Origin of the sequence: Turicibacter sp. H121 (genome assembly GCF_001543345.1) — a bacterium.
Taxonomy (GTDB): Bacteria; Bacillota_I; Bacilli_A; order MOL361; family Turicibacteraceae; genus Turicibacter; species Turicibacter bilis.
The window spans coordinates 2,247,330-2,266,733 of record NZ_CP013476.1; the positions used below are offsets into that span (position 1 = coordinate 2,247,330).

The window sequence follows — 19,404 nt, forward strand, 5'->3', positions numbered from 1 at the left end:
TCCATTAGGTAAACTAATGGATTGTTTTACTAATTTGAACAGAAGCTTAGTTAGGGCATATAGTAGTAGTAGTAGTTTCCACGAAAATAAGATAGTAAGAAAAAGTGAAAGGGTTCATAATTAAGCTTGAAATAAAGGGGGAATTTCACAACTCCATTGAAAAAGGGGGCGAAATGATGAAGCGGATGATGGATATCATGATTTCTTTTTTAATGTTGACTGTCTTATCACCCATCTATTTATTGATTGGAATCTTAGTCTTTTTTGATTTAGGTTGGCCAGTCATTTATAAGCAGCGATATCCAGGACTAAATCAAAAACTATTTACTTTGTATCGATTCAAAACAATGAATGAATCCCGAGATAAGCAAGGGAACTTATTATCACCGGAACAACGTCTAACAAAATTGGGACGTTTTTTAAAAAGCTATCATTTACAGCATCTTCCAGAGTTTTATAATGTCTTAATTGGAGATATGAGTTTAGTTGGTCCTAGACCAGTTTTGATTCGCTCCATTCCTTCGAGAAATCGACGATACATGAAATGTCATTCTATTCGTCCTGGAATGACAGGGTGGAGTCAAATTCATAGTCAACAAAACCTAACCTGGGAGGAGAAGTTTATTTTAGATGTATACTACATTGAACATCAAAGCATATGGTTTGATATAAAGATTATTTGCAAAAGCTTGATTTTGTTATTGATTCGACAATGAAAAAAAGCTAGTTTTGACTAGCTTTTTATTTTGCGGCTAATTCAGCAATTTTAACGATGACGCTAACAGCCTTTTCCATTGATGGAACTGGAATATATTCAAATTTACCGTGGAAGTTATGCCCACCTGTGAAAAGATTTGGTGTTGGAAGGCCCATGAAGGATAATTTAGATCCATCCGTTCCTCCTCGAACCGGAATAATTAAAGGTTCCACTCCAACTTCTACAAATGCTTGTTTTGCTAACTCAACAATGTGCATTTTATCTTCAATTTGAAGGCGCATATTATAGTATTGATCGCGCATATCAAGTTCAACCGTATTAGATGGATATTTTTGATTAAATTCTTTTACTAAATCTTCAACAAATTGTTTGCGTGAGTTAAAACGTTCGGTATCAAAGTCACGAATGATTAAATTTAGATAAGCTTCTTCGCAATGTCCTGAAATATCTGTTAAGTGATAGAATCCTTCATAATGTTCCGTATGTTGTGGGGTTTCAAGACGTGGGAACATGCTCGCAATTTCAGTGGCAATTAAACCAGCATTAATCATTTTGTTTTTGGCATCTCCCGGATGAACGCTTTTTCCGTGAACTGTAATTTTAGCTCCTGCAGCATTGAATGATTCATATTGTAATTCTCCTAAAATTCCACCATCCACAGTATAAGCAAAGTTGGCACCGAATTTTTCAACTTGGAAGTGATCGGCTCCGCGTCCAATTTCTTCATCGGGTGTAAAAGCAACTTTAATACAGCCATGTTTAATCTCAGGATGTTGTTTCAAATAATCAATCGCTGTCATAATTTCAGCAATTCCCGCTTTATCATCAGCTCCAAGTAATGTTGTTCCATCTGTTGTAATTAACGTTTGACCTACGTATTGATTTAAAGAAGGAAAGTCAGTTGGAGATAAAACGATATTTTTTTCTTTATTTAAAACAATATCTCCTCCCGCATAGTCAACGACTTGTGGGTTTACATTTGTGCCGCTAAAGTCTGGACTGGTATCCATATGTGAGATGAAAGCAATCACAGGAACATCATGTTCAACATTTCCTGGTAATGTCGCATAGATATAGCCATTTTCATCTTTTTCAATTTCAGTTAATCCTAATTCATGTAACTCTTCAATTAAGATATCACCAAAGAGTAGCTGTGATTCAGTCGAAGGTGTTGTTAGTGATTCAGGATTTGATTTTGTATCATAGGTAACATAGTTTAAGAAACGATCCATAACAGTTTTCATAAATAAGCCCTCCAATAATGATTCAATTTAGTATGTGCTCTTCACTTTAAATTATGTATATTTTACCATGAATTCATAAATAATATAATGAATGATGGGGTGTTTTAAGTGAATTTAGTTCACATTTTAAAGGTTGTATGTAAGGGAGGAGTCATTATGTTATAATAGAAAAAGAAAAGGATTAGTAGTAGAGGAGGTCGTTTGAGGTGGGGAAGGAAGAGAATACGTTTTTAGATGATGTAGTTGAAGTGGGAGCTAGTTTACTCGTGGGTTATGTTATTTCTCGCTTTGTTCGTCTTGCATTAGCACGGGGACAATCAATGGTGCCAACAATCAAGAATAACCAACCCATTATTTTAGATTGTCGAGCCTATCATCGAGGTGAACCTAAACGTCATGATTTAGTAGCTTTTAGAGCTCATCAAAAAAATCAACATAAATTTTTTTTAAAGCGTGTCATCGGTTTACCGAATGAACATGTTTTGGTGGAGGATGGAAGGGTCTATATTAATGGCATTTTACTAGAGGAACCTTACATTAACGAGCCGATGAAACGACATCCTAAAATTGATTTAATCGTGGAAGAAGGACACCTTTTTGTCATGGGGGACAATCGAAATCATAGCTTAGATTCACGCTCCCCTTCATTAGGCTTAATTAGAATTAAGGAAGATGTTGTTGGAGTGGTCAAGCAATTTAGAAAGTAACGTGGTGGTAACATGAAAGTAACTCGCGAAAATGAGCAATTAGTATTTATGATAGAAAAGGAACAAGCGAATCAAACCATTCGTGAGTTTTTGCAAAATTATCATTTATCACGAAAGAAAATCCATGAATTATATATGGATAAAAAAGTGACGTTAAATGGAGAAGGAACAAATTTTAATGAGCAACTTCAAGTAGGAGATCAACTATCGATTCCTGTTTTTGAAGCCGAAGAAATTGATTTTCACCCACAAAAGATGAAGTTAGATATTGTTTATGAAGACGATCATTTGTTGATTATTAATAAGCCAGCAGGATTAATGGTACACCCTGATCAAAAGAATGGAAGGGATACTTTAGTCAATGGAGTGGCTCATTATTATCAAGAAAAAGGAATCTCTCATCGAGTTCGATACATTCATCGATTAGATACGGATACAAGTGGTGGGATTATTTTTGCAAAACATTATCTAGCGCATAGCTTAATGGATTATTGGCTATCAGAGAAAAAAATTAGACGTTGGTATTTAGCTTTAGTGATGGGAAGATTAAAAACAAAAAAAGGGAAAATTGACGCTCCAATTGGTAAAGATCGTCATCATAGTGCACGACGACGTGTCGCTAAAAATGGTGATCAGGCGATTACTTTTTATCAATTAAAAAAACAATTTAAAAACTATGCCTTAGTGGAATTAGAATTGAAAACCGGACGAACACATCAAATTCGTGTTCATATGAGTCACTTAGGCCATCCATTGCTTGGAGATGTCTTATATGGAGGTGTTGCAAAAGTTGGACCACTTAAGCGACAAGCACTTCATTCTTCACGTATTGAGATGACTCATCCTATAACAAAGGAGCCATTAGAAATTACGGTTCCATTGCCAACGGATATGCAAAAGCTTATTTAATAACAATTCAACTCGTAAGTGATGACTTGCGAGTTTTTTGTTTTTATAGAGTAAAGATTTAAAAAAAATGTCCGAAGACATTTAGTCGATTTCGGACATTTTTGCTTGACGCCAATCATAGGGAAGCAGCTCTTTTAATTTCATTGATTTTTTTCGATTAATGAGTACCTCAGCTTCAATGTTTTTATCATTGAGTTGACTGATAAATTCTCGGCAACGACCACAAGGTGGGAGGACATTTCCACGTTTATTAATTGCTACCATTTTAACGACGTGACTTTCACCGGCAGTGATCATAGCAGCTGCAGCTGCATGTTCGGCACAAAATCCCATTGAACATTTTGTTTCAATACAAATACCTGTGTATACTTGACCACTATCTGTTAAAAGAGCAGCAGCGACACTTCCCGCTTCTGCAGCAGAAGAGAGTTGACGAGGGTTTAGAACTTCTGTAGCTTTTAAAATTAAATCTTCGAACATCATATGTCCCTCCTTTAATATGAGAGGTAATTGGGTTTATTATAGTATCAGAAAAACAAAATGAAGTCAATAAAATCTCTGTTTATAATGACGAAAAATGTCGAAGTTTCGACAAAGTGTTGCAGTATAATTAGTGTGTGATACCAATTATGATTTAAAGAAATAGAATCGGGGATCTTATAAAATGAGCTAGTGAACTTACTATCGCTACGGGGAGGGAATAAGATGAAAATTGAGCGTTGTGAAGAGGAGAGGCTAAATCACCATGTAGGAATTCAAAATCATAACACATCTTTTAGAGTGACAGACTTAAAAGAATCGACTCAATATGATTTTGAGATTGTTAATCATCAAAAAGCCATCTTACATACTGATGGAAATGAATGTCCTCAAGAAGTCATTGAAGAATTTTTATTTTATAGCGGTTTTATTAATCATATTGAAACATTAGAGGGAACGATTATTTATCATCAACCGAAAAAGAAAGTCATGAAAGTCCCATTATTAAACATTCAACCGAGCCAATTATATATTAATGAAGCAAAATTAAATCGCTTATTGACGTGGATTCAAAAACCAGAAGATATTATTATTCCAATCATTGAAGAAGGAAATCAATGGATCTCAATTGATGGACATACTCGACTAAAAGCAGCTGAATTATTGGGATTTAGTGAAATTTATGTCTATTTAGATGAGTATGAACCTTATATCGATGATTTTGTTTACTTTTGCCAGAAAGAACAAAAGTTTAACATTCGTGATTTACCTATTATTACGAATGAAGCGTATCAAATCAAATGGTGCCTTTTTTGTGAGTCTTATTTTAAATCGAAAGAAGTTTAAAGATTGGAACTTTCAATTAAGGTGTCAATGAGTTGTTCACCGTTAATTAAATGGATAGGCTTATCTTCAGAGAAGAGGTAGCAGTCATCTGAAAAGTGTCCGAGTGTGACAAAAACGCCTTGATCGATTTGATTATTTCGCATCATTAAATGAAGCCGATCTAAGTAAGATTGTGGAACAGGATAATCCAGTGCATTTAATAAACAAGAGACTAAAACTTTTTGGTCATCTAGATACATTTCGATATCATAAAAATGTTTATTCATTCGAGGGGTTAAAAAGATTCGCTTAAATCCTTTCATTCGAAATAAATCGGCGACTAGTTCACCAAAATCATAAGGATTCATTGAGGCAACTTGTTGACGAATTGCATTTTTTTTAAGCTTTAATTTTTTTTCTTCGAGGTCAATGAACTGACAATCAGATTTTAAATCACGGTAATAGGAGTAATATTTTAGACAACAAATCACAATGAAAGAGAATAATAAAAAGAGCAGCGTATATTGAGTTGCGCTCCAATGAGTGAAGCTTAAACTTAGGGTATATCGAATTTGTATGAGAAAAAAGACAGATAATAATAACGAACAATAAAAGAAGAACGTCATACGTTGACGTGCTGATTTTAATGATTTCGATGACATCATTTATTCCTCCAATTTATACTTTTACCTTATTATGGATTAAATTAGGAAATATTATACGATTAAAATGAAAAGGTCCTATCCCTTTAACGGATAGGACGATTGGATTTATCGTTTTAAAAACTGTTCAGTGTTACGACGGTCTTTTGCTGATTGAGTAAAACGTTTGGCTTCAGGTAATGATTTTTTGACTTCAAGACGTGTATCTGGTACATTTCCTGTTCCGAACTCAACATCAGATTTATCTTTAATACTTTGCATAGAGGCATTCATTGGAGATCCCATTTCGTTTTTACCCATTATTGATTACTCCTTTCAAAATTCCAAATCTAGTGTTGGAATTTTAATATTATTATGTGAGAAAAAAGTGATAATTATAGAGAAAAATTAATATAATCAGAAGGGAAATGGTGTTAAAATGCCGTTAAGTTTTTATGAACAACGAGCAAAGGAGTGTTTTTTTAATGGTTAAAACAGACTTACATGATATTTACCAAATGTTTTTTTCCGTATGTAAAAAAGGAGGGATGGCTTTTGGATTTAGGCTATTGTCCAGGTCGAGATAGCTTATTTTTAGCATGATAGAGGAATTAAGTGATAGCTGTCGATGATGTCAAAGAACCTGTAACATATGCAAGTGCATGACTGGGACAACCGGTTATTTATTCGTGATTGCATGAACTTGGATTTGTAAATCAATTCAATGCAGTTTAGGTGTGTCATTCGTTATGAAAGGTTCTGATGAAAGAGATGTCATCTATTTGAGATATAAATTGATTTTAAAATCAGAAGGTATCATCTACTTATCAGTAAAAGAAGGCATTAGAACAGTCATTGAAGATGAACGCTTTTTTTCAATATTATAATGAAGACCAATTGGTTGGTTTAATTCATACTTGTTACGGATTAAGTGTAGGGTAAATATGAAAAATAAAAGGTATTGCAGAATGAGAAGTCGTCAGTTGGTTGAATGTCATTATAAAAAACGAGAGTAATAGGATAAGTGAATAAAGTTCGATGAGAGAGAGGGGATATCGAATGAATCATATGGAAGTTGCTAACCGAAAAGAAAGCAATCGTCGAAAGCCGAAAGCTAGTCTGAATAACTCAATGAGGGGAGAGGTTAATGGCAAAATGAGTATGGAAAATACGAAATCCACAGTAAGTCCTGTATCAGGGAGTGCACATAACCTATTGATGAGAAAGCATTCAAATGATTATCAGCATAATTTAGAGTATTTAAAGAAATATCGTTTAGAAAATGATGAGTCTGCTCTAGAGTGGTTAATCTTTAATAATACAAACCTCGTACATAAGATTATTGGGCGATATACAAAATTTTATCATCATAAGTTAGATTACGATGATTTATTCTCGGTTGGATTAGAAGGGCTGATGAAAGCCATTGAAAAATTTGACTTCACTTACGATAACAACTTCTCAACGTATGCCACCTATTGGGTGAAACAGGCTGTAACACGAACGATTGCGGATGAAGGATTTACTATCAGAATTCCAGTTCATATGTTTGAATCTATTAATCAAGTGATGAGATATGAGCAAAAAGCAGATCAAGGAAATGAACCGATTGACGTGTCTAATTTATGTGGAGAATTAAATATTCCAATGGAGAAGTACGAAGCAGTTAAACGTGTTCAGACTTATATGCTAAAACCTACCTCATTAAACGGATTTGTTTCAAAGGAAGATGAGGATACTGAGCTTCAAGATTTAATTTCTAATGAAAATGAATTGCTGACTGAAGGCGGTTCACGCATGTATGACAATCCTGAAAAAAAAGCCATGGATGAAGATTTAAAAGCCTATATGGATAAAATGATTTTAAGTTTAAATCCTCGGGAACAGTTTGTGATTACTCACCGTTTTGGACTAAATGGAGCAGAAAAGAAAACATTAGAAGAAATAGGAGCAATTGAAGGGGTCACACGTGAACGAATCCGTCAAATTGAAGCAAAAGCGATGAGAAAATTACGGACGTTGATGATTCGATATAAAGAGTACTTAATCAATTAATCCGTCTATTAATAAATTACCCCAAAAGTGATAGTGTAAATGCTATTACTTTTTTTATCAAAAATAGTTGGAATTTATGTATTGAATTGACAGGCGTTAACGAAAGGAATATATGATACAATGAAGAAGGTATGAACTAAAGGGAATGAAAAGGAGAGGGTAGAGAAAGGGAAGGAGAAGTTAGTAGCTATGATTAAAAAGATTGAGAAAAAACAATTAGGAACAGCTTATCATACATGGCTTCAAAGTCTATTTCATTTTTCACATACAAACTATCATCAACCCTCAAATACATTTGGAGTCTTACGTGTCATCAATGATGATATTTTACATGCGGGGAGCGGACATGATTTACATAAACATAAAGACGTAGAAATTTTAACTTATATATTAGAAGGCGATTTAACACATACCCCGAGGCAGCATGAGATAAAGATCCTGCATCGAGGGGATCTTTATTACATGAGTGCTGGAAGTGGGATTGACCATGGTGAATTTAATTGGGGCGATACTTCTGTTCGAATGATTCAAATATGGATCAAACCGAATGAAAAAGGATTAACTCCAAATGTTCAATATGCAAGCTTTAATAGTGATCATGCCAAAAACCAATGGCACTTAATTGCTTCACCTACTCAGACAACGCCTATCACAATCTATCAAGATGCTTATGTTTGGCTAATTGAACTTGAAGCGTTTAAACAAACTCAATTTGATATAAAAAAAGGGCGTCAAGCTTATTTAATTCAATTAGAGGGAAGCTCTATGATTAATGATGAGGAAATGGCCTCAAGAGATGGTATGGAGATTTATGAAGATAGAATTGAGATTAAAACTCATGAACAGTCACAGTTTATTTTAATTGAAATGGCGTTAGCATCAGATAATCACCAAATTGAATAGTGGGCATATACTATAGTGTCGTACTAAAAAAACACACGATCAACCGTTTCCTGAGCTGGATTTATCGATCGTGTGTTTTATTATATGATTCAGTCAATCAGTTATACAGAATGAAATGAGACGTTTTGAATTAAATCTCTACAATTTTTGCAGAAATTTTTGCTAATAATTGAATAACAGCTTGAATAACAAGATCAATCTGAATTTGTTGTTGATTGATCAGAATATCATCAGAGCATTGAATAGCGATAACTTCTTTTTGTAGTTGTAGAACTTTCAATTGTTGATCTAATCGTTGAAGATCACTGGTGTCAGCATTATCTTGAGCATCAAAGACCGTGATAGCAGCTTCAATAGCAGCCTGTAGTGAAGCTTGAAGAGCGATTAAAGCCTGTGCTTCTTGTTGATTAATAGTAACACCATGGCTTTTTTTAATAACTAAAGTTTGACTTTGTTTTTGAATACCATTCATTTTCATATCTTCTGTCTGATCAACATCTTGTTTATAATGGTCTGGACATTGATATTCAGAATAGTAACAGTTTGACTTCATAGTAATTCACCTCACTTAGATATCCTCTTTTTTATATAACAAGTTCATTAAATTTCAATAAATTTTGCTTCAAGTTTTGCAAGAAGTTGGAGTGCCACTTGTATTAAAGCATCAATTTGAATTTGTTGTTGATTCAATGTAATATCATTGCAATCTTTAATAATAATTTTTTGACATTGCAATTGAGCAGCTTTAATCGATTGAATAATTGATTGTAATTCGCGAACATCATCGTCATTATCATCCAAGTCAAATGCGATTAGAAGTACGTCAAGAGCAGCTTGTAAAGCAATTTGAAGGATAATCAATGCTTGAGCCTCAGTTTGATTGATTCGGATTTGGTTAGAATCTTTGATAAAGATTCCTTGAAATTCTGATTGTAACACATCAATACTTGTATCAGCGGATTGTGATTCAGTATCACGGTCATAATAATTAGCCATTTGTTGATCACCTCACTTGTTTTGTATTACATGATATTTTATTCAAACGTGAGTGATTTAAGGAGTGCGCTTGTACCGCTTTAAGTACACATTTTTAAAGATAGTAGCGAAAAAACGGAATACTAGTTTTTTTGATAGGCAAATTATGATAAAATTTAGAGGTCAAATCCTCTTTTAATTAATAGATTTATTGAATGAGTGTCAATTAATTATTTTTTAGGGTAGACTATGAATAAATGAAACTTTTATATAAGAAAGGATGAAACTCATGAAAGTATTAGTCACTGGAGGGGCAGGATATATTGGACGTACCGTTGTATCAGCCTTAGAAGATCATGGACATACACCAATCATTTTAGATTCGTTAGTCACAGGTCGTAAAGAATTTACGGAAGGGAAAATCTTTTACCAAGGAGATATCGCAGATCGCCAAGTTTTAGAAAAAATATTTACTGATCATCCTGAAATCAAGCACTGTATTCACTTTGCAGCATTAATCGTGGTGCCTGATTCAGTCTCAAATCCATATGAATATTACACAGAAAATGTTTCTAAATCGTTAGAGTTATTTAAAAACTTAAATGAATTAGGATGCAAAAATGTTGTATTCTCATCATCAGCTTCATTATATGATGTCGTACCAGGGTTCAAAGTAACTGAATCAGCACCATTAAAACCATCAAGTCCATATGCTCGTACAAAATACATGATGGAAATGATTTTACAAGATTTCTGTCACGCGTATGGGATGCATGGAATTGCACTTCGCTACTTTAATCCAATTGGAGCGGACCCAAAATTACGTTCTGGAGCACACGTTCAGTTCCCATCACACGTTTTAGCTAAATTATTAGAAGCTGCTTCAAGTGAGGAAGCGATCTTTAATATCACAGGAGTGAACTGGCCAACACGCGATGGTTCAGGAATCCGTGATTATATTCATGTTTGGGATTTAGCGATGGCACACGTTAAAGCCATTGAAAACTTTGATCAAGCCTTTGCACGCTCTGAAGATCCATCAAATCCTTACTTAGTCATTAACTTAGGAACAGGAAATGGTGTAACGGTTAAAGAATTAGTGTCTATTTTTGAATCTGTATTAGGTCGTGAAGTCAATAAAGCAGAGACTGAACCACGTCCAGGAGATGTGGCAGGTGCTTATGCAAGCTGTGAACGAGCTAAAAACTTAATTGATTGGGAAGCTAAATACTCAATTGAAGATGGAATTCGTGATGCCTTCCGTTGGGATGAGATTCGTGAAACGATTTTAAATTATAACTAAAAAATTTGCCCCTAACCTCATGGTTAGGGGTGATTGAAATTAGGGATGAGAAATGCAACGTAAAATCAAATGGTTAGTTTTATTAGTATGGATGTTGGTCATCTTTTTATTTTCTGCACAGACTGGGGAGCAATCTTCAGAAAGCAGTGGTTTAGTAGAACAATTGCTGTCACTTTTTCCATTTATACCACACCAACTGTTTGGAATAGAATTACAGCTCATCATTCGAAAAGGTGCGCATTTTACTGAATATCTGATTTTGTATGTACTAATATTTAATGTTATAATTGATTATCTTTCATTTAGACGAGTATTATTTTATGCATTATTGGGTGTCTTTTTATACGCTTGTACGGATGAACTTCACCAGGCTTTTGTTCCTGGACGTGCTTGTGCATTTACTGATGTTTTAATTGATACCTCAGGGGGAGCACTTGCCATGGTGTTGATTGCAATGATTAACCAACTTCAAATCATAACAAAAAGGCTTAAAGAAATTTAGTTCTTTGAGCCTTTTACTATTCTGAACTCGCCTCATTTGTTTCACTTAACGAGGCTGCCGCCCCTGGACAACAGGCAATAATTTGATCTTGAAGTTCAGCAATGGTTTGTTTAAGTTCATTAATCTCGTCTCGAAGTTCTTGTTTTTCAATTGCCTCAATTTTGTCTTGACGTCGCTCGTCGAGCTCTTGTAAATAAAATCCTTGCTCAGCAATATATTCAATATTAGTTGCAATAACCTCTAAAAAGTTTCCGATAGCCTCTTGTTCCTCTGGGTGTTTAGCTTCCATCGCAATAAAGATAGCAATGATATAACCAAGCGTCACAAGGGAGTAAGGATCAAGTGAGAGTAAAAAGGGGAGAAATTGAGGGCATTCAGGTGGTACTCGGTCTTCAGCGGAAATTTTTTGTCCAGTTTGTCCTAGTCCCTCATCAATATTACCTTCATCGAAAAAAGGAGAAGGTGAAGGGGGCGGTGGAGGTGGTGAAAAGGCTTGACGCATGGAAATCCCCCTTTGAGATGATACTTACCGTTGGTATAGGTAATCAACCTATTATATATTTATGTCAAAAAAAGAGTAGTGTTATCTCAAATCGATGGATTTGTTTACTTATTTATAAAAATCGATGATTGAGATAGAGTCCTATGGCGCTTACATCTATATCACTTGCTTTAAAATTTTGAGTACTAGTTAAATATTTACAATATATTCAATTTCATGACGTATGAATATGTTAGAAAGTGATAAACTAAAGGATATCCAAATTTTAAAGGAGTGGCACTTGTGAAGCAATGGTTAATATTACTATCACTAGGTCTTTTAGTCGTTTTAAGTGGATGCCGTAGTCAACATGAAGCGAAGATTTTTAATGCTTTAAATGAGCATATTTCTAGTCAAAATAAATGTAACGTCAATAATCAAACATTGACTGATTTGATTAGCAAGGAAACGACGATATACAATGACATTATTGAAAAAGGTTTAGATCCTTTTGATCAAGTTCAACCATTAATTGAAGAGGGAAAAACAACTGTTCAAGAAAGTAGGACTTATCTTGAAACGTATCAAGCCTGTATTCTAAGAGCGCGTTTGAATCAGTCAGAATTAGAAAAACAGAATCAAGAAAATAAAAATGATCAATCAAAAACAGAAACGAACACTTTAATTTCTCAATATGTAAACTATGAGACAAGTTTAATTAAGTATGTTGAAGCCTTATTGGCTTTAAATGAAGCACAAAACGTTTTTTATCGTGAAATTACTCCATCAACCCCGGTAGCGAGATTAGATGAGTTAGTAACGGCTATTAATTTAGCTATCGATGAAGCTAATGCCATTTCTTTATTACATCAAGAAGCATTAGTAACTTTTAATACAAGTTATACTAACTATTATGAAACCTATATCAAGTAATTAAAAAATAAGAGATTAAATCAGGAGAGGAGGGGACTATTAGGGCATCAAGTCCTAATAGTATCATCACATGAATGTTATTTTAGCCACGAATCAGAAACATTTTGCAGATGCTTTTAGAATTCGTACGACTGTATTTATTGGAGAACAATCCGTCCCAGTCCAGGAGGAAATTGATGACTATGATTGTTTTGTTCCTATTTTTATTGCCTATGAGGATGAAAAGGCTTTGGGAACAGCTAGGGTGATTATTAAAAATAAAGATATTGCTAAAATTGGACGTGTGGCTGTTTTAAAAGAGGCACGTAAAAAAGGTTTTGGAAAAAATCTGATGTTAGAGGCCATGAGTTACATCAAAGGACAGACCACTGCTAAAGAGATTCAACTAGATGCACAATTGACGGCTGTTAAATTTTATGAAAGTTTAGGCTTTACTTCTTATGGAGAAGTGTTTAAAGATGCTGGCATCGATCATGTCGCAATGACTTATCCTATTTCAAGGAAATAAAAAGACAATGACTAAAAGGTCATTGTCTTTTTATTCGAGTGCCATTTCAAGAGGGAGCGATTGAGTGCAGAATAGATTAGGGTAATCTAGTTGTAAGTTTAGTTCACTCTGAAGAGTATCAATGAATGTTTGGTACTTCTCAGGCGATTTTAAAATCTGTTCTAAGCGACTTTCGATCTCATCATCTGATAGTGGACGTAATGAATATTCTAATACTCTATGTTCATTTGAAGAGGCAAAGACGATTTCATACTCAATCATTGTTCGTTCAATCACATGAGATGTTTTAATAAATCCAAAATAATCTAAGCCTAAATCATGACGATGAATATCTTTGTTTTTAAATTCAATTTGTTGAACAAATTGATAAGGTTTAAAAATTGGTTTGGGTTCTAGCATCATTTTAGCTCCTTTATAACTATATCTGTTAACGATTACAGTAATAGTTTAACGTATTCTTTTTAATAAAAAGAGGGAAAAAAGACGAAAAAAACTTTATAATTGTTGACAGAATTCGAGTTAAATTGGTATGAATAAAAGTATAACTATTGGGAATGTTAAGAAAGAAAATTAAATATTGTTTTGAGAAAAAATTAAGTAAAGTTTATTTTATTAGTGAGAGAGGTTAAAGAATGACGAAAAGTGCAACAGGAAAACTAACATTAGTATCATTAATCTTGATGATCTTTACATCTGTTTTTGGATTTGCGAATATGCCACGTGGATTCTTTTTAATGGGATATGCGGCTATTCCTTGGTATATCATTGCAGCAATTACTTATTTTATTCCATTTGCCTTCATGATTGCAGAATTTGGAGCCGCGTTTAAAAATGAAAAGGGTGGAATCTACTCATGGATGGAGAAGTCGGTAGGACCACGCTACGCATTTATTGGGATTTTTATGTGGTATGCTTCTTATGTGATTTGGATGGTGAACGTTGCTTCAACCATTTGGATTCCATTATCAAACATGATTTTTGGACATGATACAACAAGTCAATGGGGTGTATTTGGACTTTCAAGTACACAAGTTCTAGGACTTTTAGGAGTGGCTTGGCTAATCCTTGTTTTTGTTTTAATTTCTCGCGGATTAGAAAGCATTAAAAAGGTAACATCAATTGGTGGCTCAGCCGTTGCTTTATTAAATATTGTACTATTAATCGGTGGAATCCTAATTTTAATTTTAAACAAAGGTCAATTAGCTCAACCAATAGCAGATGTTACGCATGCCTTTACAAAGTCACCAAACGGAAATTATCAAAGTGTTGTCGCTACGCTATCATTTTTAACATTTGCTATTTTTGCATTTGGTGGAACAGAAGTTGTTGGTGGATTAGTCGATCAAACGGAGAATCCCGTTAAAACATTTCCTAAAGGGCTGTTAATTGCAGCAGGAATTATTTCGTTAGGTTATATCATTGGAATTTTTATGATCGGTATCTTTACAAATTGGACTAGCGTTTTATCAGGTTCTGGTGTAAATACAGGGAATGTAGCATATATTATTATGCAAAATCTTGGTTATGAGTTAGGTCATGCTCTTGGTTTAAGTGAACAACTTTCACTTCAAATAGGTTCTTGGGTAGCTCGTTTTGTAGGATTGTCAATGTTCTTAGCATTAAGCGGAGCATTTATGACGTTATCATATAGTCCATTGAAACAATTAATTGAAGGAACACCAAAGAGAATTTGGCCAGAATCATTAACGAAAACCAAAAATGGATTACCTGTTAATGCAATGAAAGTTCAAGCGATTATTGCGATTATTTTAATTCTACTTGTTTCATTTGGGGGGGAGTCAGCCGCTAAATTCTTTGACAAATTAGTGTTAATGACGAATGTTGCGATGACCATTCCTTATTTATTTATTTCAATTGCATTCATTTCGTTTAAACGAAAAGATGAAATCAAAAAACCATTTGTCATTTATAAAAGTAAAACAGTAGCAATCGTTGTTGCTTATATTGTAACAGCCGTTGTTGGATTTGCGAATGTATTTTCAATTGTGGAACCATTAACTACAGGAGATTATGATAAAACGTTATGGATGATGGCGGGACCAGTATTCTTCAGTATTATTGCAATTGTTTTATATTCACTATATGAAAGAAAAGTAATAAAAAAATCGTAGAGAAATCTACGATTTTTTTTATTAGAAAAATAGTGCGGTTGGTACTAAAAATAAGTAAGGTGCAGTACAAATGGCAAGTAATAATGCCATTTTCTTTTTTGTTTTTGGTTCTAATGATAACTGTTTAAAACTAACACGGTAATTGAATTCATAAATACAGATTCCAGAAACTAAAACGGCAATCGAGCACCAAATGATGCTAAAAATTGAACTGAATGGATCATATGAAACTGGATAAAAGACATTATCGTACCACCAATTAGAGATGACACTGTTTTGGATAAAAAAATCACTTAAATAGATACTAAATAGAATGAGAGCACCAATGAAGTCGGATAAAAAACCAAATCCCCAAATCTTTAGGATAGTTTGTTTGTAAATCATCCAATAGTTTGATTTAACGAATAGAAAAAGTGAAAGAAGTAGGATGAGACTATCAATGAGGAAATTAGCTGGTAAAACAATCAGCCATGTCATAGGAATAAAGATCAGCATCCAAATGGGAAATATCAAATTATAGAGTTGGTTCTTCATTTTAGTAACTCCTATTCACCAGCTACCGCTAATGATTCAATCCAAAGGGTTGGAGAACCTACATTTGAAGGACCAAAGTCAAGGTCATTACCAACACCGACGATGTGGTTGAGTACATCAAAGAAGTTACCAGCAATCGTCATTTCGTGAACTGGTTTTGTTACTTTTCCATCTTCAATTAAAAATCCACTAGCTGATAGTGAGAAATCTCCTGAAATTGCATTTAAACCTGCATGTAATCCTTGAACATCCGTCACATAAATTCCATTTGATACTTGTTGAAGGATTTCATCAAAGCTTGTTTGTTGTGGTTTAATATACATATTACTTGGTGAAATATTGACAGAACTTTTAAAACTAGCACGCGAAGCGTTTCCTGTTGGCTGAACATTAAATGTTTTAGCTGTTGTTAAGGAATGTAAGTAAGTATTAAGAATTCCTTTAGTGATAACTTCTTTTGCAAATGTTGCCACACCTTCACCATCGAATGATGAACTTCCCATTCCATTTTCTAAATGTGGATCATCAATAATCGTGATCAGTGGGTTAGCGATAGATGTTCCAACTTTATCTTTTAATCGGGATAAGTCTTTTAAAACAGCTTCTGCAGAAAAGATACCACTCATCGCTTCTAAAATAGAGCCTGCAACTAAATTTTTTAGAACAATCGGGTATGTTCCTGATTTTACTTTTGTTGCTCCAAGTTGTGAAAGAGCGGCAGAAACGATTTTTTTAGCCAGTGATTTTGGTTCGTAGTCATTAAAATCTGTACTAATGATGAAGTCTCCATCGTTTTTATTTTCTCCATTTTCAGAAACTAAAACACTAACATATGTATAAGCAAAGTTTTGACGTTCTGAGACATCTAATCCTTTTGTATTTTTAAGAGCAACTTCAGTTGTTCCATTTGAAAAGGCACAATAGTCTACGGATTTAACACGTGAATCTAAAGCAAAACATTCGTTTTCTACTTCTTTTAAGAAGTTAATTTTATCTAATGCACTGACTTCATTAAAAGATTCATTATAAAGATTTAAAGAAACATAGTTATCATTTCCAGCATATAATTCTTCATTTTCATCTTTTTCAATTAACAGGGCATTATCAATGACGCTAGATACGATGAATGGGATGGATGAATCATCACATTTTTCCGTATATGTATAGCCCATCTTACCTTCATAAACCCCACGAAACGATAAGCCTTGTGTTTTTGAAACAGAGTAAGAATCAACATTTTGTTCAAAAACTTTACATGAAAAGTTATCATTTTTAACTACATAAACTTCCATATCTGTTAAGCCTGCTTTTGATCCTGCTTCAAATAATAAATCTAAATTAATCATCTTTTATTCCCCCTTTGCTCCACCAACAGTAATTTCTTTTACACGAAGAGCAGGCTGACCAACATCAGTTGGAATTGAACCACTGGCAGCACCACACATTCCTTGAGCGCGTGCTAAGTTTTCACCGACCATATCAATTTGGTGTAAAATAGCTGGTCCATTACCAATGAGTGTTGCACCACGAACGGGTTCAGCAATTTTTCCATTACGAATAATATATCCTTCATTAACGGCAAAATTAAAGTCACCTGTTCCAGGATTAACTGAACCGCCCCCATACTTTTAGCATAAAGACCATACTCCGTGTTAGCGATAATTTCATCGCGTGTGTTTGGACCTTCAGCAATAAATGTATTGGTCATACGTGAGGTTGGAGCAAAACGATAATTTTGACGACGTCCAGAACCAGTTGATGCCATCTTCATACGACGACCATTTAATTTATCAATCATGTAACTTTTTAAGATCCCATTTTCAATTAATACTTTACGTTGTGTTGGTGTTCCTTCATCATCAACATTTAAAGAACCCCAAGCATTTGGAATCGTTCCGTCATCGATGGCTGTCACAATTGGGTTTGCTACTTGTTCACCTAGTTTATTGGCAAAGACAGATAGCCCTTTTGCAACAGAACTTGCCTCTAAACCATGTCCGCAAGCTTCGTGGAAAATCACGCCTCCAAATCCATTATCGATAACAACTGGCATTTTTCCACTTGGACAAGGGCCTGCATTTAACATGGTTACCGCTTGACGAGCAGCATCATTAGCATAAAAATCAAGATCAAGATTTTCGATAAATTCAAAGCCTTGTAAAGCCCCAGGACCATGTGCGCCCGTTTGCATTTCTTTCCCATTTGAAGCAACGGCTCGAATGAAAAGGCGAGTATAGACACGAGTATCTTCCACTAATGTTCCTTCTGTGTTAGCAATTAAGACATGTTGTTTTTTTTCAGATAAAGCAACAGCGCTTTGACTTATTGATTCATGATAATGTTTAATCGTGTCACTCACTTGACGCATTTTTTCAACACGTCGTGAAGCAGGCATTTCACTTAAATCCGTTTGAATGATATGTTGGTTAATAATATTTTGTCGAACAAGATTTAATGGTTTCCTAATGACCTCACCTACAAGAGCTGATGCAATTTCACGAGCTGTTTTTAACAAGTTTTCACGTGATGAATCATTTGTATATCCGTACACTGAATTTGTTCCTTGGAATAATCGAATTCCAACTCCATAATCTTGTCCGCGATTGGCTTTATCTACTTTGCCGCCAACCATATCAATGGATTGGGATTCTGTTTGTTCAACATAGATTTCAGCAAAGTCTGAACCTAATGACATTGCTTCATCTAATACATCTTTAATTAATGCTTCATTTAGCATAGGTTGGATTCCCCCTTTTTTAAATTTGAGGTTATTATACCATATTATGTTTTAATAAACAGAAGAGGATATAGATAAAAGGAAATATTTTCTAATCGATTAGTTGTTATAATTTAAGATGAATAGTAAAAAATAGTTATATCTATATAAGAAACAATTATTCTCGTTAATCATAGACGGATGATTGTTTATAGGATTAAGAGTAATTAAGGAGGTTTGAGTCTTTTAAATCTGGTCCAGTTAAGAGGGCTCATTAATCTGTTAGTATTTTATATAAAAAGGTGATTGAATGAAAAAAATAGTTAAAATCATGTATCTCTTATTAACTTTATGTCTTTTTTCAAAGGTTTCAGTTGAAGCACAGACATATCCCGAAGCTATTAGTTATATTAAGGTATCCGCATTTGAATCAGCCAACCAAAGTCATCGACTATCTGATGTTTTAATTGGAGTATTTACGCCAGATGGAGAACAGTTAGGTGTTTATCGAACTAATTCTGAAGGAGAAGTACTGATTGAAGTGACACCTGGTCTTATTGAGTTAAAAGTCTTACAATCAACAGAAGGTTATGAAGTATCCCAGCAGTATCAAGTGATGAGTATTGATGCTTCTAATATTGATTTATATGAAGTAGAGTTTCCTCATGAGCCCATTAATGTAGTTGATGCACGGAAGATGCCAACAACAGGCCTTTCTCCTATCTACTTTATGAGCAGTTTCGGTGTTAGTTTAACTTGCTTAGGCGTTCTTATTGTACGATACCTAAATCATGAAGAAGTCTAATAACATCATTTTATTTTTCTTAATTTTTAGTTT

Annotated in this window: 23 protein-coding genes and 1 pseudogene; 13 read left to right on the top strand and 11 right to left on the bottom strand. The window is 34.2% G+C overall.

The genetic code is table 11. The annotated features are described in order from the left end of the window. Positions 1-176 precede the first annotated feature (176 nt). Positions 177-716: a sugar transferase gene (locus AT726_RS10775; RefSeq protein WP_055242616.1), complete on the top strand. Its 540-nt coding sequence runs from the start codon at positions 177-179 to the stop codon at positions 714-716. 25 nt (positions 717-741) lie between these two features. Here AT726_RS10775 and pepT read toward each other — a convergent pair whose 3' ends face one another. After that, positions 742-1,962: a peptidase T gene (gene pepT / locus AT726_RS10780; protein WP_055242618.1), complete on the bottom strand. Its 1,221-nt coding sequence runs from the start codon at positions 1,960-1,962 to the stop codon at positions 742-744. A gap of 206 nt (positions 1,963-2,168) precedes the next feature. On the opposite strand from pepT, the gene lepB reads away from it, so the two are divergent. Beyond that, entirely contained in the window at positions 2,169-2,669 is a 501-nt protein-coding gene (gene lepB / locus AT726_RS10785; protein WP_055242621.1) for a signal peptidase I, read from the top strand. A gap of 12 nt (positions 2,670-2,681) precedes the next feature. Beyond that, positions 2,682-3,578: an RluA family pseudouridine synthase gene (locus AT726_RS10790; protein WP_068759559.1), complete on the top strand. Its 897-nt coding sequence runs from the start codon at positions 2,682-2,684 to the stop codon at positions 3,576-3,578. A gap of 81 nt (positions 3,579-3,659) precedes the next feature. Here AT726_RS10790 and AT726_RS10795 read toward each other — a convergent pair whose 3' ends face one another. Next, positions 3,660-4,058 (bottom strand): cytidine deaminase family protein, encoded by a 399-nt coding sequence (locus AT726_RS10795; RefSeq protein ID WP_082704901.1) that lies wholly within the window; start codon positions 4,056-4,058, stop codon positions 3,660-3,662. Between the two features lie 225 nt (positions 4,059-4,283). Between AT726_RS10795 and AT726_RS10800 the strand changes: the two genes are divergently transcribed. Next, complete coding sequence (locus tag AT726_RS10800; protein WP_068759561.1) at positions 4,284-4,904, top strand: hypothetical protein; 621 nt, start codon at positions 4,284-4,286, stop codon at positions 4,902-4,904. Here AT726_RS10800 and AT726_RS10805 read toward each other — a convergent pair. Next, a complete protein-coding gene (locus AT726_RS10805) occupies positions 4,901-5,545 on the bottom strand; it encodes a restriction endonuclease (RefSeq protein WP_055276293.1) in 645 nt (214 codons plus the stop codon). The genes AT726_RS10800 and AT726_RS10805 overlap by 4 nt on opposite strands. Positions 5,546-5,653: 108 nt before the next feature. Continuing rightward, on the bottom strand, positions 5,654-5,845 hold the full coding sequence (locus AT726_RS10810) for a hypothetical protein (protein WP_055242630.1): 192 nt from the start codon (positions 5,843-5,845) through the stop codon (positions 5,654-5,656). 428 nt (positions 5,846-6,273) lie between these two features. Between AT726_RS10810 and AT726_RS12885 the strand changes: the two genes are divergently transcribed. From AT726_RS12885 to AT726_RS10820, 3 genes are all read left to right on the top strand, one after another. Then, entirely contained in the window at positions 6,274-6,411 is a 138-nt protein-coding gene (locus tag AT726_RS12885) for a hypothetical protein (RefSeq protein WP_158508550.1), read from the top strand. Between the two features lie 172 nt (positions 6,412-6,583). Further along, positions 6,584-7,579 (top strand): sigma-70 family RNA polymerase sigma factor, encoded by a 996-nt coding sequence (locus tag AT726_RS10815; RefSeq protein ID WP_068759562.1) that lies wholly within the window; start codon positions 6,584-6,586, stop codon positions 7,577-7,579. A gap of 189 nt (positions 7,580-7,768) precedes the next feature. Continuing rightward, complete coding sequence (locus tag AT726_RS10820; protein WP_068759563.1) at positions 7,769-8,482, top strand: pirin family protein; 714 nt, start codon at positions 7,769-7,771, stop codon at positions 8,480-8,482. Positions 8,483-8,612: 130 nt separating this feature from the next. On the opposite strand, the gene AT726_RS10825 is transcribed toward AT726_RS10820, so the two are convergent. Further along, positions 8,613-9,035: a spore coat protein gene (locus AT726_RS10825; RefSeq protein WP_068759564.1), complete on the bottom strand. Its 423-nt coding sequence runs from the start codon at positions 9,033-9,035 to the stop codon at positions 8,613-8,615. Between the two features lie 47 nt (positions 9,036-9,082). After that, the gene (locus AT726_RS10830; protein WP_055242640.1) at positions 9,083-9,478 is read right to left on the bottom strand and encodes a spore coat protein; all 396 of its coding nucleotides are present in this window, start codon (positions 9,476-9,478) and stop codon (positions 9,083-9,085) included. Between the two features lie 268 nt (positions 9,479-9,746). Between AT726_RS10830 and galE the strand changes: the two genes are divergently transcribed. Then, positions 9,747-10,760, top strand: a complete 1,014-nt coding sequence (gene galE / locus AT726_RS10835) for a UDP-glucose 4-epimerase GalE (RefSeq protein ID WP_055242642.1) — start codon at positions 9,747-9,749, stop codon at positions 10,758-10,760. 52 nt (positions 10,761-10,812) lie between these two features. Further along, complete coding sequence (locus AT726_RS10840; protein WP_055242643.1) at positions 10,813-11,262, top strand: VanZ family protein; 450 nt, start codon at positions 10,813-10,815, stop codon at positions 11,260-11,262. Between the two features lie 16 nt (positions 11,263-11,278). Here AT726_RS10840 and AT726_RS10845 read toward each other — a convergent pair whose 3' ends face one another. Beyond that, on the bottom strand, positions 11,279-11,764 hold the full coding sequence (locus AT726_RS10845) for a hypothetical protein (protein WP_068759565.1): 486 nt from the start codon (positions 11,762-11,764) through the stop codon (positions 11,279-11,281). 282 nt (positions 11,765-12,046) lie between these two features. Here AT726_RS10845 and AT726_RS10850 point away from each other — a divergent pair, with 282 nt between their 5' ends. Beyond that, positions 12,047-12,676: a YkyA family protein gene (locus tag AT726_RS10850; RefSeq protein ID WP_055242647.1), complete on the top strand. Its 630-nt coding sequence runs from the start codon at positions 12,047-12,049 to the stop codon at positions 12,674-12,676. A 70-nt stretch (positions 12,677-12,746) separates the two neighbouring features. Next, the gene (locus tag AT726_RS10855) at positions 12,747-13,184 is read left to right on the top strand and encodes a GNAT family N-acetyltransferase (RefSeq protein ID WP_055276303.1); all 438 of its coding nucleotides are present in this window, start codon (positions 12,747-12,749) and stop codon (positions 13,182-13,184) included. Positions 13,185-13,214: 30 nt separating this feature from the next. Here AT726_RS10855 and AT726_RS10860 read toward each other — a convergent pair whose 3' ends face one another. Beyond that, positions 13,215-13,583, bottom strand: coding sequence for a hypothetical protein (locus AT726_RS10860; protein ID WP_055275315.1), 369 nt, complete (start codon positions 13,581-13,583; stop codon positions 13,215-13,217). Between the two features lie 233 nt (positions 13,584-13,816). Here AT726_RS10860 and yjeM point away from each other — a divergent pair, with 233 nt between their 5' ends. After that, positions 13,817-15,316 carry a glutamate/gamma-aminobutyrate family transporter YjeM gene (yjeM, locus tag AT726_RS10865; protein ID WP_055305620.1) on the top strand — a complete coding sequence of 500 codons (1,500 nt, stop codon included), beginning with the start codon at positions 13,817-13,819 and terminating at the stop codon, positions 15,314-15,316. Between the two features lie 21 nt (positions 15,317-15,337). Here the strand turns inward: yjeM and AT726_RS10870 are convergent, their stop codons facing one another. The 3 genes and pseudogenes from AT726_RS10870 to AT726_RS10880 all read right to left on the bottom strand — a co-directional run bounded on the left by AT726_RS10870 (position 15,338) and on the right by AT726_RS10880 (position 18,587). Then, positions 15,338-15,850, bottom strand: coding sequence for a hypothetical protein (locus AT726_RS10870; RefSeq protein ID WP_068759566.1), 513 nt, complete (start codon positions 15,848-15,850; stop codon positions 15,338-15,340). An 11-nt stretch (positions 15,851-15,861) separates the two neighbouring features. Beyond that, on the bottom strand, positions 15,862-17,196 hold the full coding sequence (locus tag AT726_RS10875) for a TldD/PmbA family protein (RefSeq protein ID WP_055244927.1): 1,335 nt from the start codon (positions 17,194-17,196) through the stop codon (positions 15,862-15,864). Positions 17,197-17,199: 3 nt separating this feature from the next. Beyond that, positions 17,200-18,587 (bottom strand): annotated as a pseudogene (locus tag AT726_RS10880) (TldD/PmbA family protein). Positions 18,588-18,876: 289 nt separating this feature from the next. Here AT726_RS10880 and AT726_RS10885 point away from each other — a divergent pair. Next, the gene (locus AT726_RS10885) at positions 18,877-19,371 is read left to right on the top strand and encodes a hypothetical protein (RefSeq protein ID WP_055244931.1); all 495 of its coding nucleotides are present in this window, start codon (positions 18,877-18,879) and stop codon (positions 19,369-19,371) included. The last annotated feature ends 33 nt before the right edge of the window (positions 19,372-19,404 follow it).

Coding starts and splice junctions, on each gene's coding strand:
- galE (WP_055242642.1), top strand. CDS start 9,747: ATGAAAGTATTAGTCACTGGAGGGGCAGGATATATTGGACGTACCGTT.
- AT726_RS10875 (WP_055244927.1), bottom strand. CDS start 17,196: ATGATTAATTTAGATTTATTATTTGAAGCAGGATCAAAAGCAGGCTTA.
- AT726_RS10840 (WP_055242643.1), top strand. CDS start 10,813: ATGCAACGTAAAATCAAATGGTTAGTTTTATTAGTATGGATGTTGGTC.
- AT726_RS10830 (WP_055242640.1), bottom strand. CDS start 9,478: ATGGCTAATTATTATGACCGTGATACTGAATCACAATCCGCTGATACA.
- AT726_RS10805 (WP_055276293.1), bottom strand. CDS start 5,545: ATGTCATCGAAATCATTAAAATCAGCACGTCAACGTATGACGTTCTTC.
- AT726_RS10820 (WP_068759563.1), top strand. CDS start 7,769: ATGATTAAAAAGATTGAGAAAAAACAATTAGGAACAGCTTATCATACA.
- AT726_RS12885 (WP_158508550.1), top strand. CDS start 6,274: ATGAAAGGTTCTGATGAAAGAGATGTCATCTATTTGAGATATAAATTG.
- AT726_RS10800 (WP_068759561.1), top strand. CDS start 4,284: ATGAAAATTGAGCGTTGTGAAGAGGAGAGGCTAAATCACCATGTAGGA.
- AT726_RS10885 (WP_055244931.1), top strand. CDS start 18,877: ATGAAAAAAATAGTTAAAATCATGTATCTCTTATTAACTTTATGTCTT.
- AT726_RS10795 (WP_082704901.1), bottom strand. CDS start 4,058: ATGTTCGAAGATTTAATTTTAAAAGCTACAGAAGTTCTAAACCCTCGT.
- AT726_RS10775 (WP_055242616.1), top strand. CDS start 177: ATGAAGCGGATGATGGATATCATGATTTCTTTTTTAATGTTGACTGTC.
- pepT (WP_055242618.1), bottom strand. CDS start 1,962: ATGAAAACTGTTATGGATCGTTTCTTAAACTATGTTACCTATGATACA.
- AT726_RS10825 (WP_068759564.1), bottom strand. CDS start 9,035: ATGAAGTCAAACTGTTACTATTCTGAATATCAATGTCCAGACCATTAT.
- AT726_RS10815 (WP_068759562.1), top strand. CDS start 6,584: ATGAATCATATGGAAGTTGCTAACCGAAAAGAAAGCAATCGTCGAAAG.
- AT726_RS10860 (WP_055275315.1), bottom strand. CDS start 13,583: ATGCTAGAACCCAAACCAATTTTTAAACCTTATCAATTTGTTCAACAA.
- AT726_RS10790 (WP_068759559.1), top strand. CDS start 2,682: ATGAAAGTAACTCGCGAAAATGAGCAATTAGTATTTATGATAGAAAAG.
- AT726_RS10845 (WP_068759565.1), bottom strand. CDS start 11,764: ATGCGTCAAGCCTTTTCACCACCTCCACCGCCCCCTTCACCTTCTCCT.
- yjeM (WP_055305620.1), top strand. CDS start 13,817: ATGACGAAAAGTGCAACAGGAAAACTAACATTAGTATCATTAATCTTG.
- AT726_RS10810 (WP_055242630.1), bottom strand. CDS start 5,845: ATGGGTAAAAACGAAATGGGATCTCCAATGAATGCCTCTATGCAAAGT.
- AT726_RS10855 (WP_055276303.1), top strand. CDS start 12,747: ATGAATGTTATTTTAGCCACGAATCAGAAACATTTTGCAGATGCTTTT.
- AT726_RS10870 (WP_068759566.1), bottom strand. CDS start 15,850: ATGAAGAACCAACTCTATAATTTGATATTTCCCATTTGGATGCTGATC.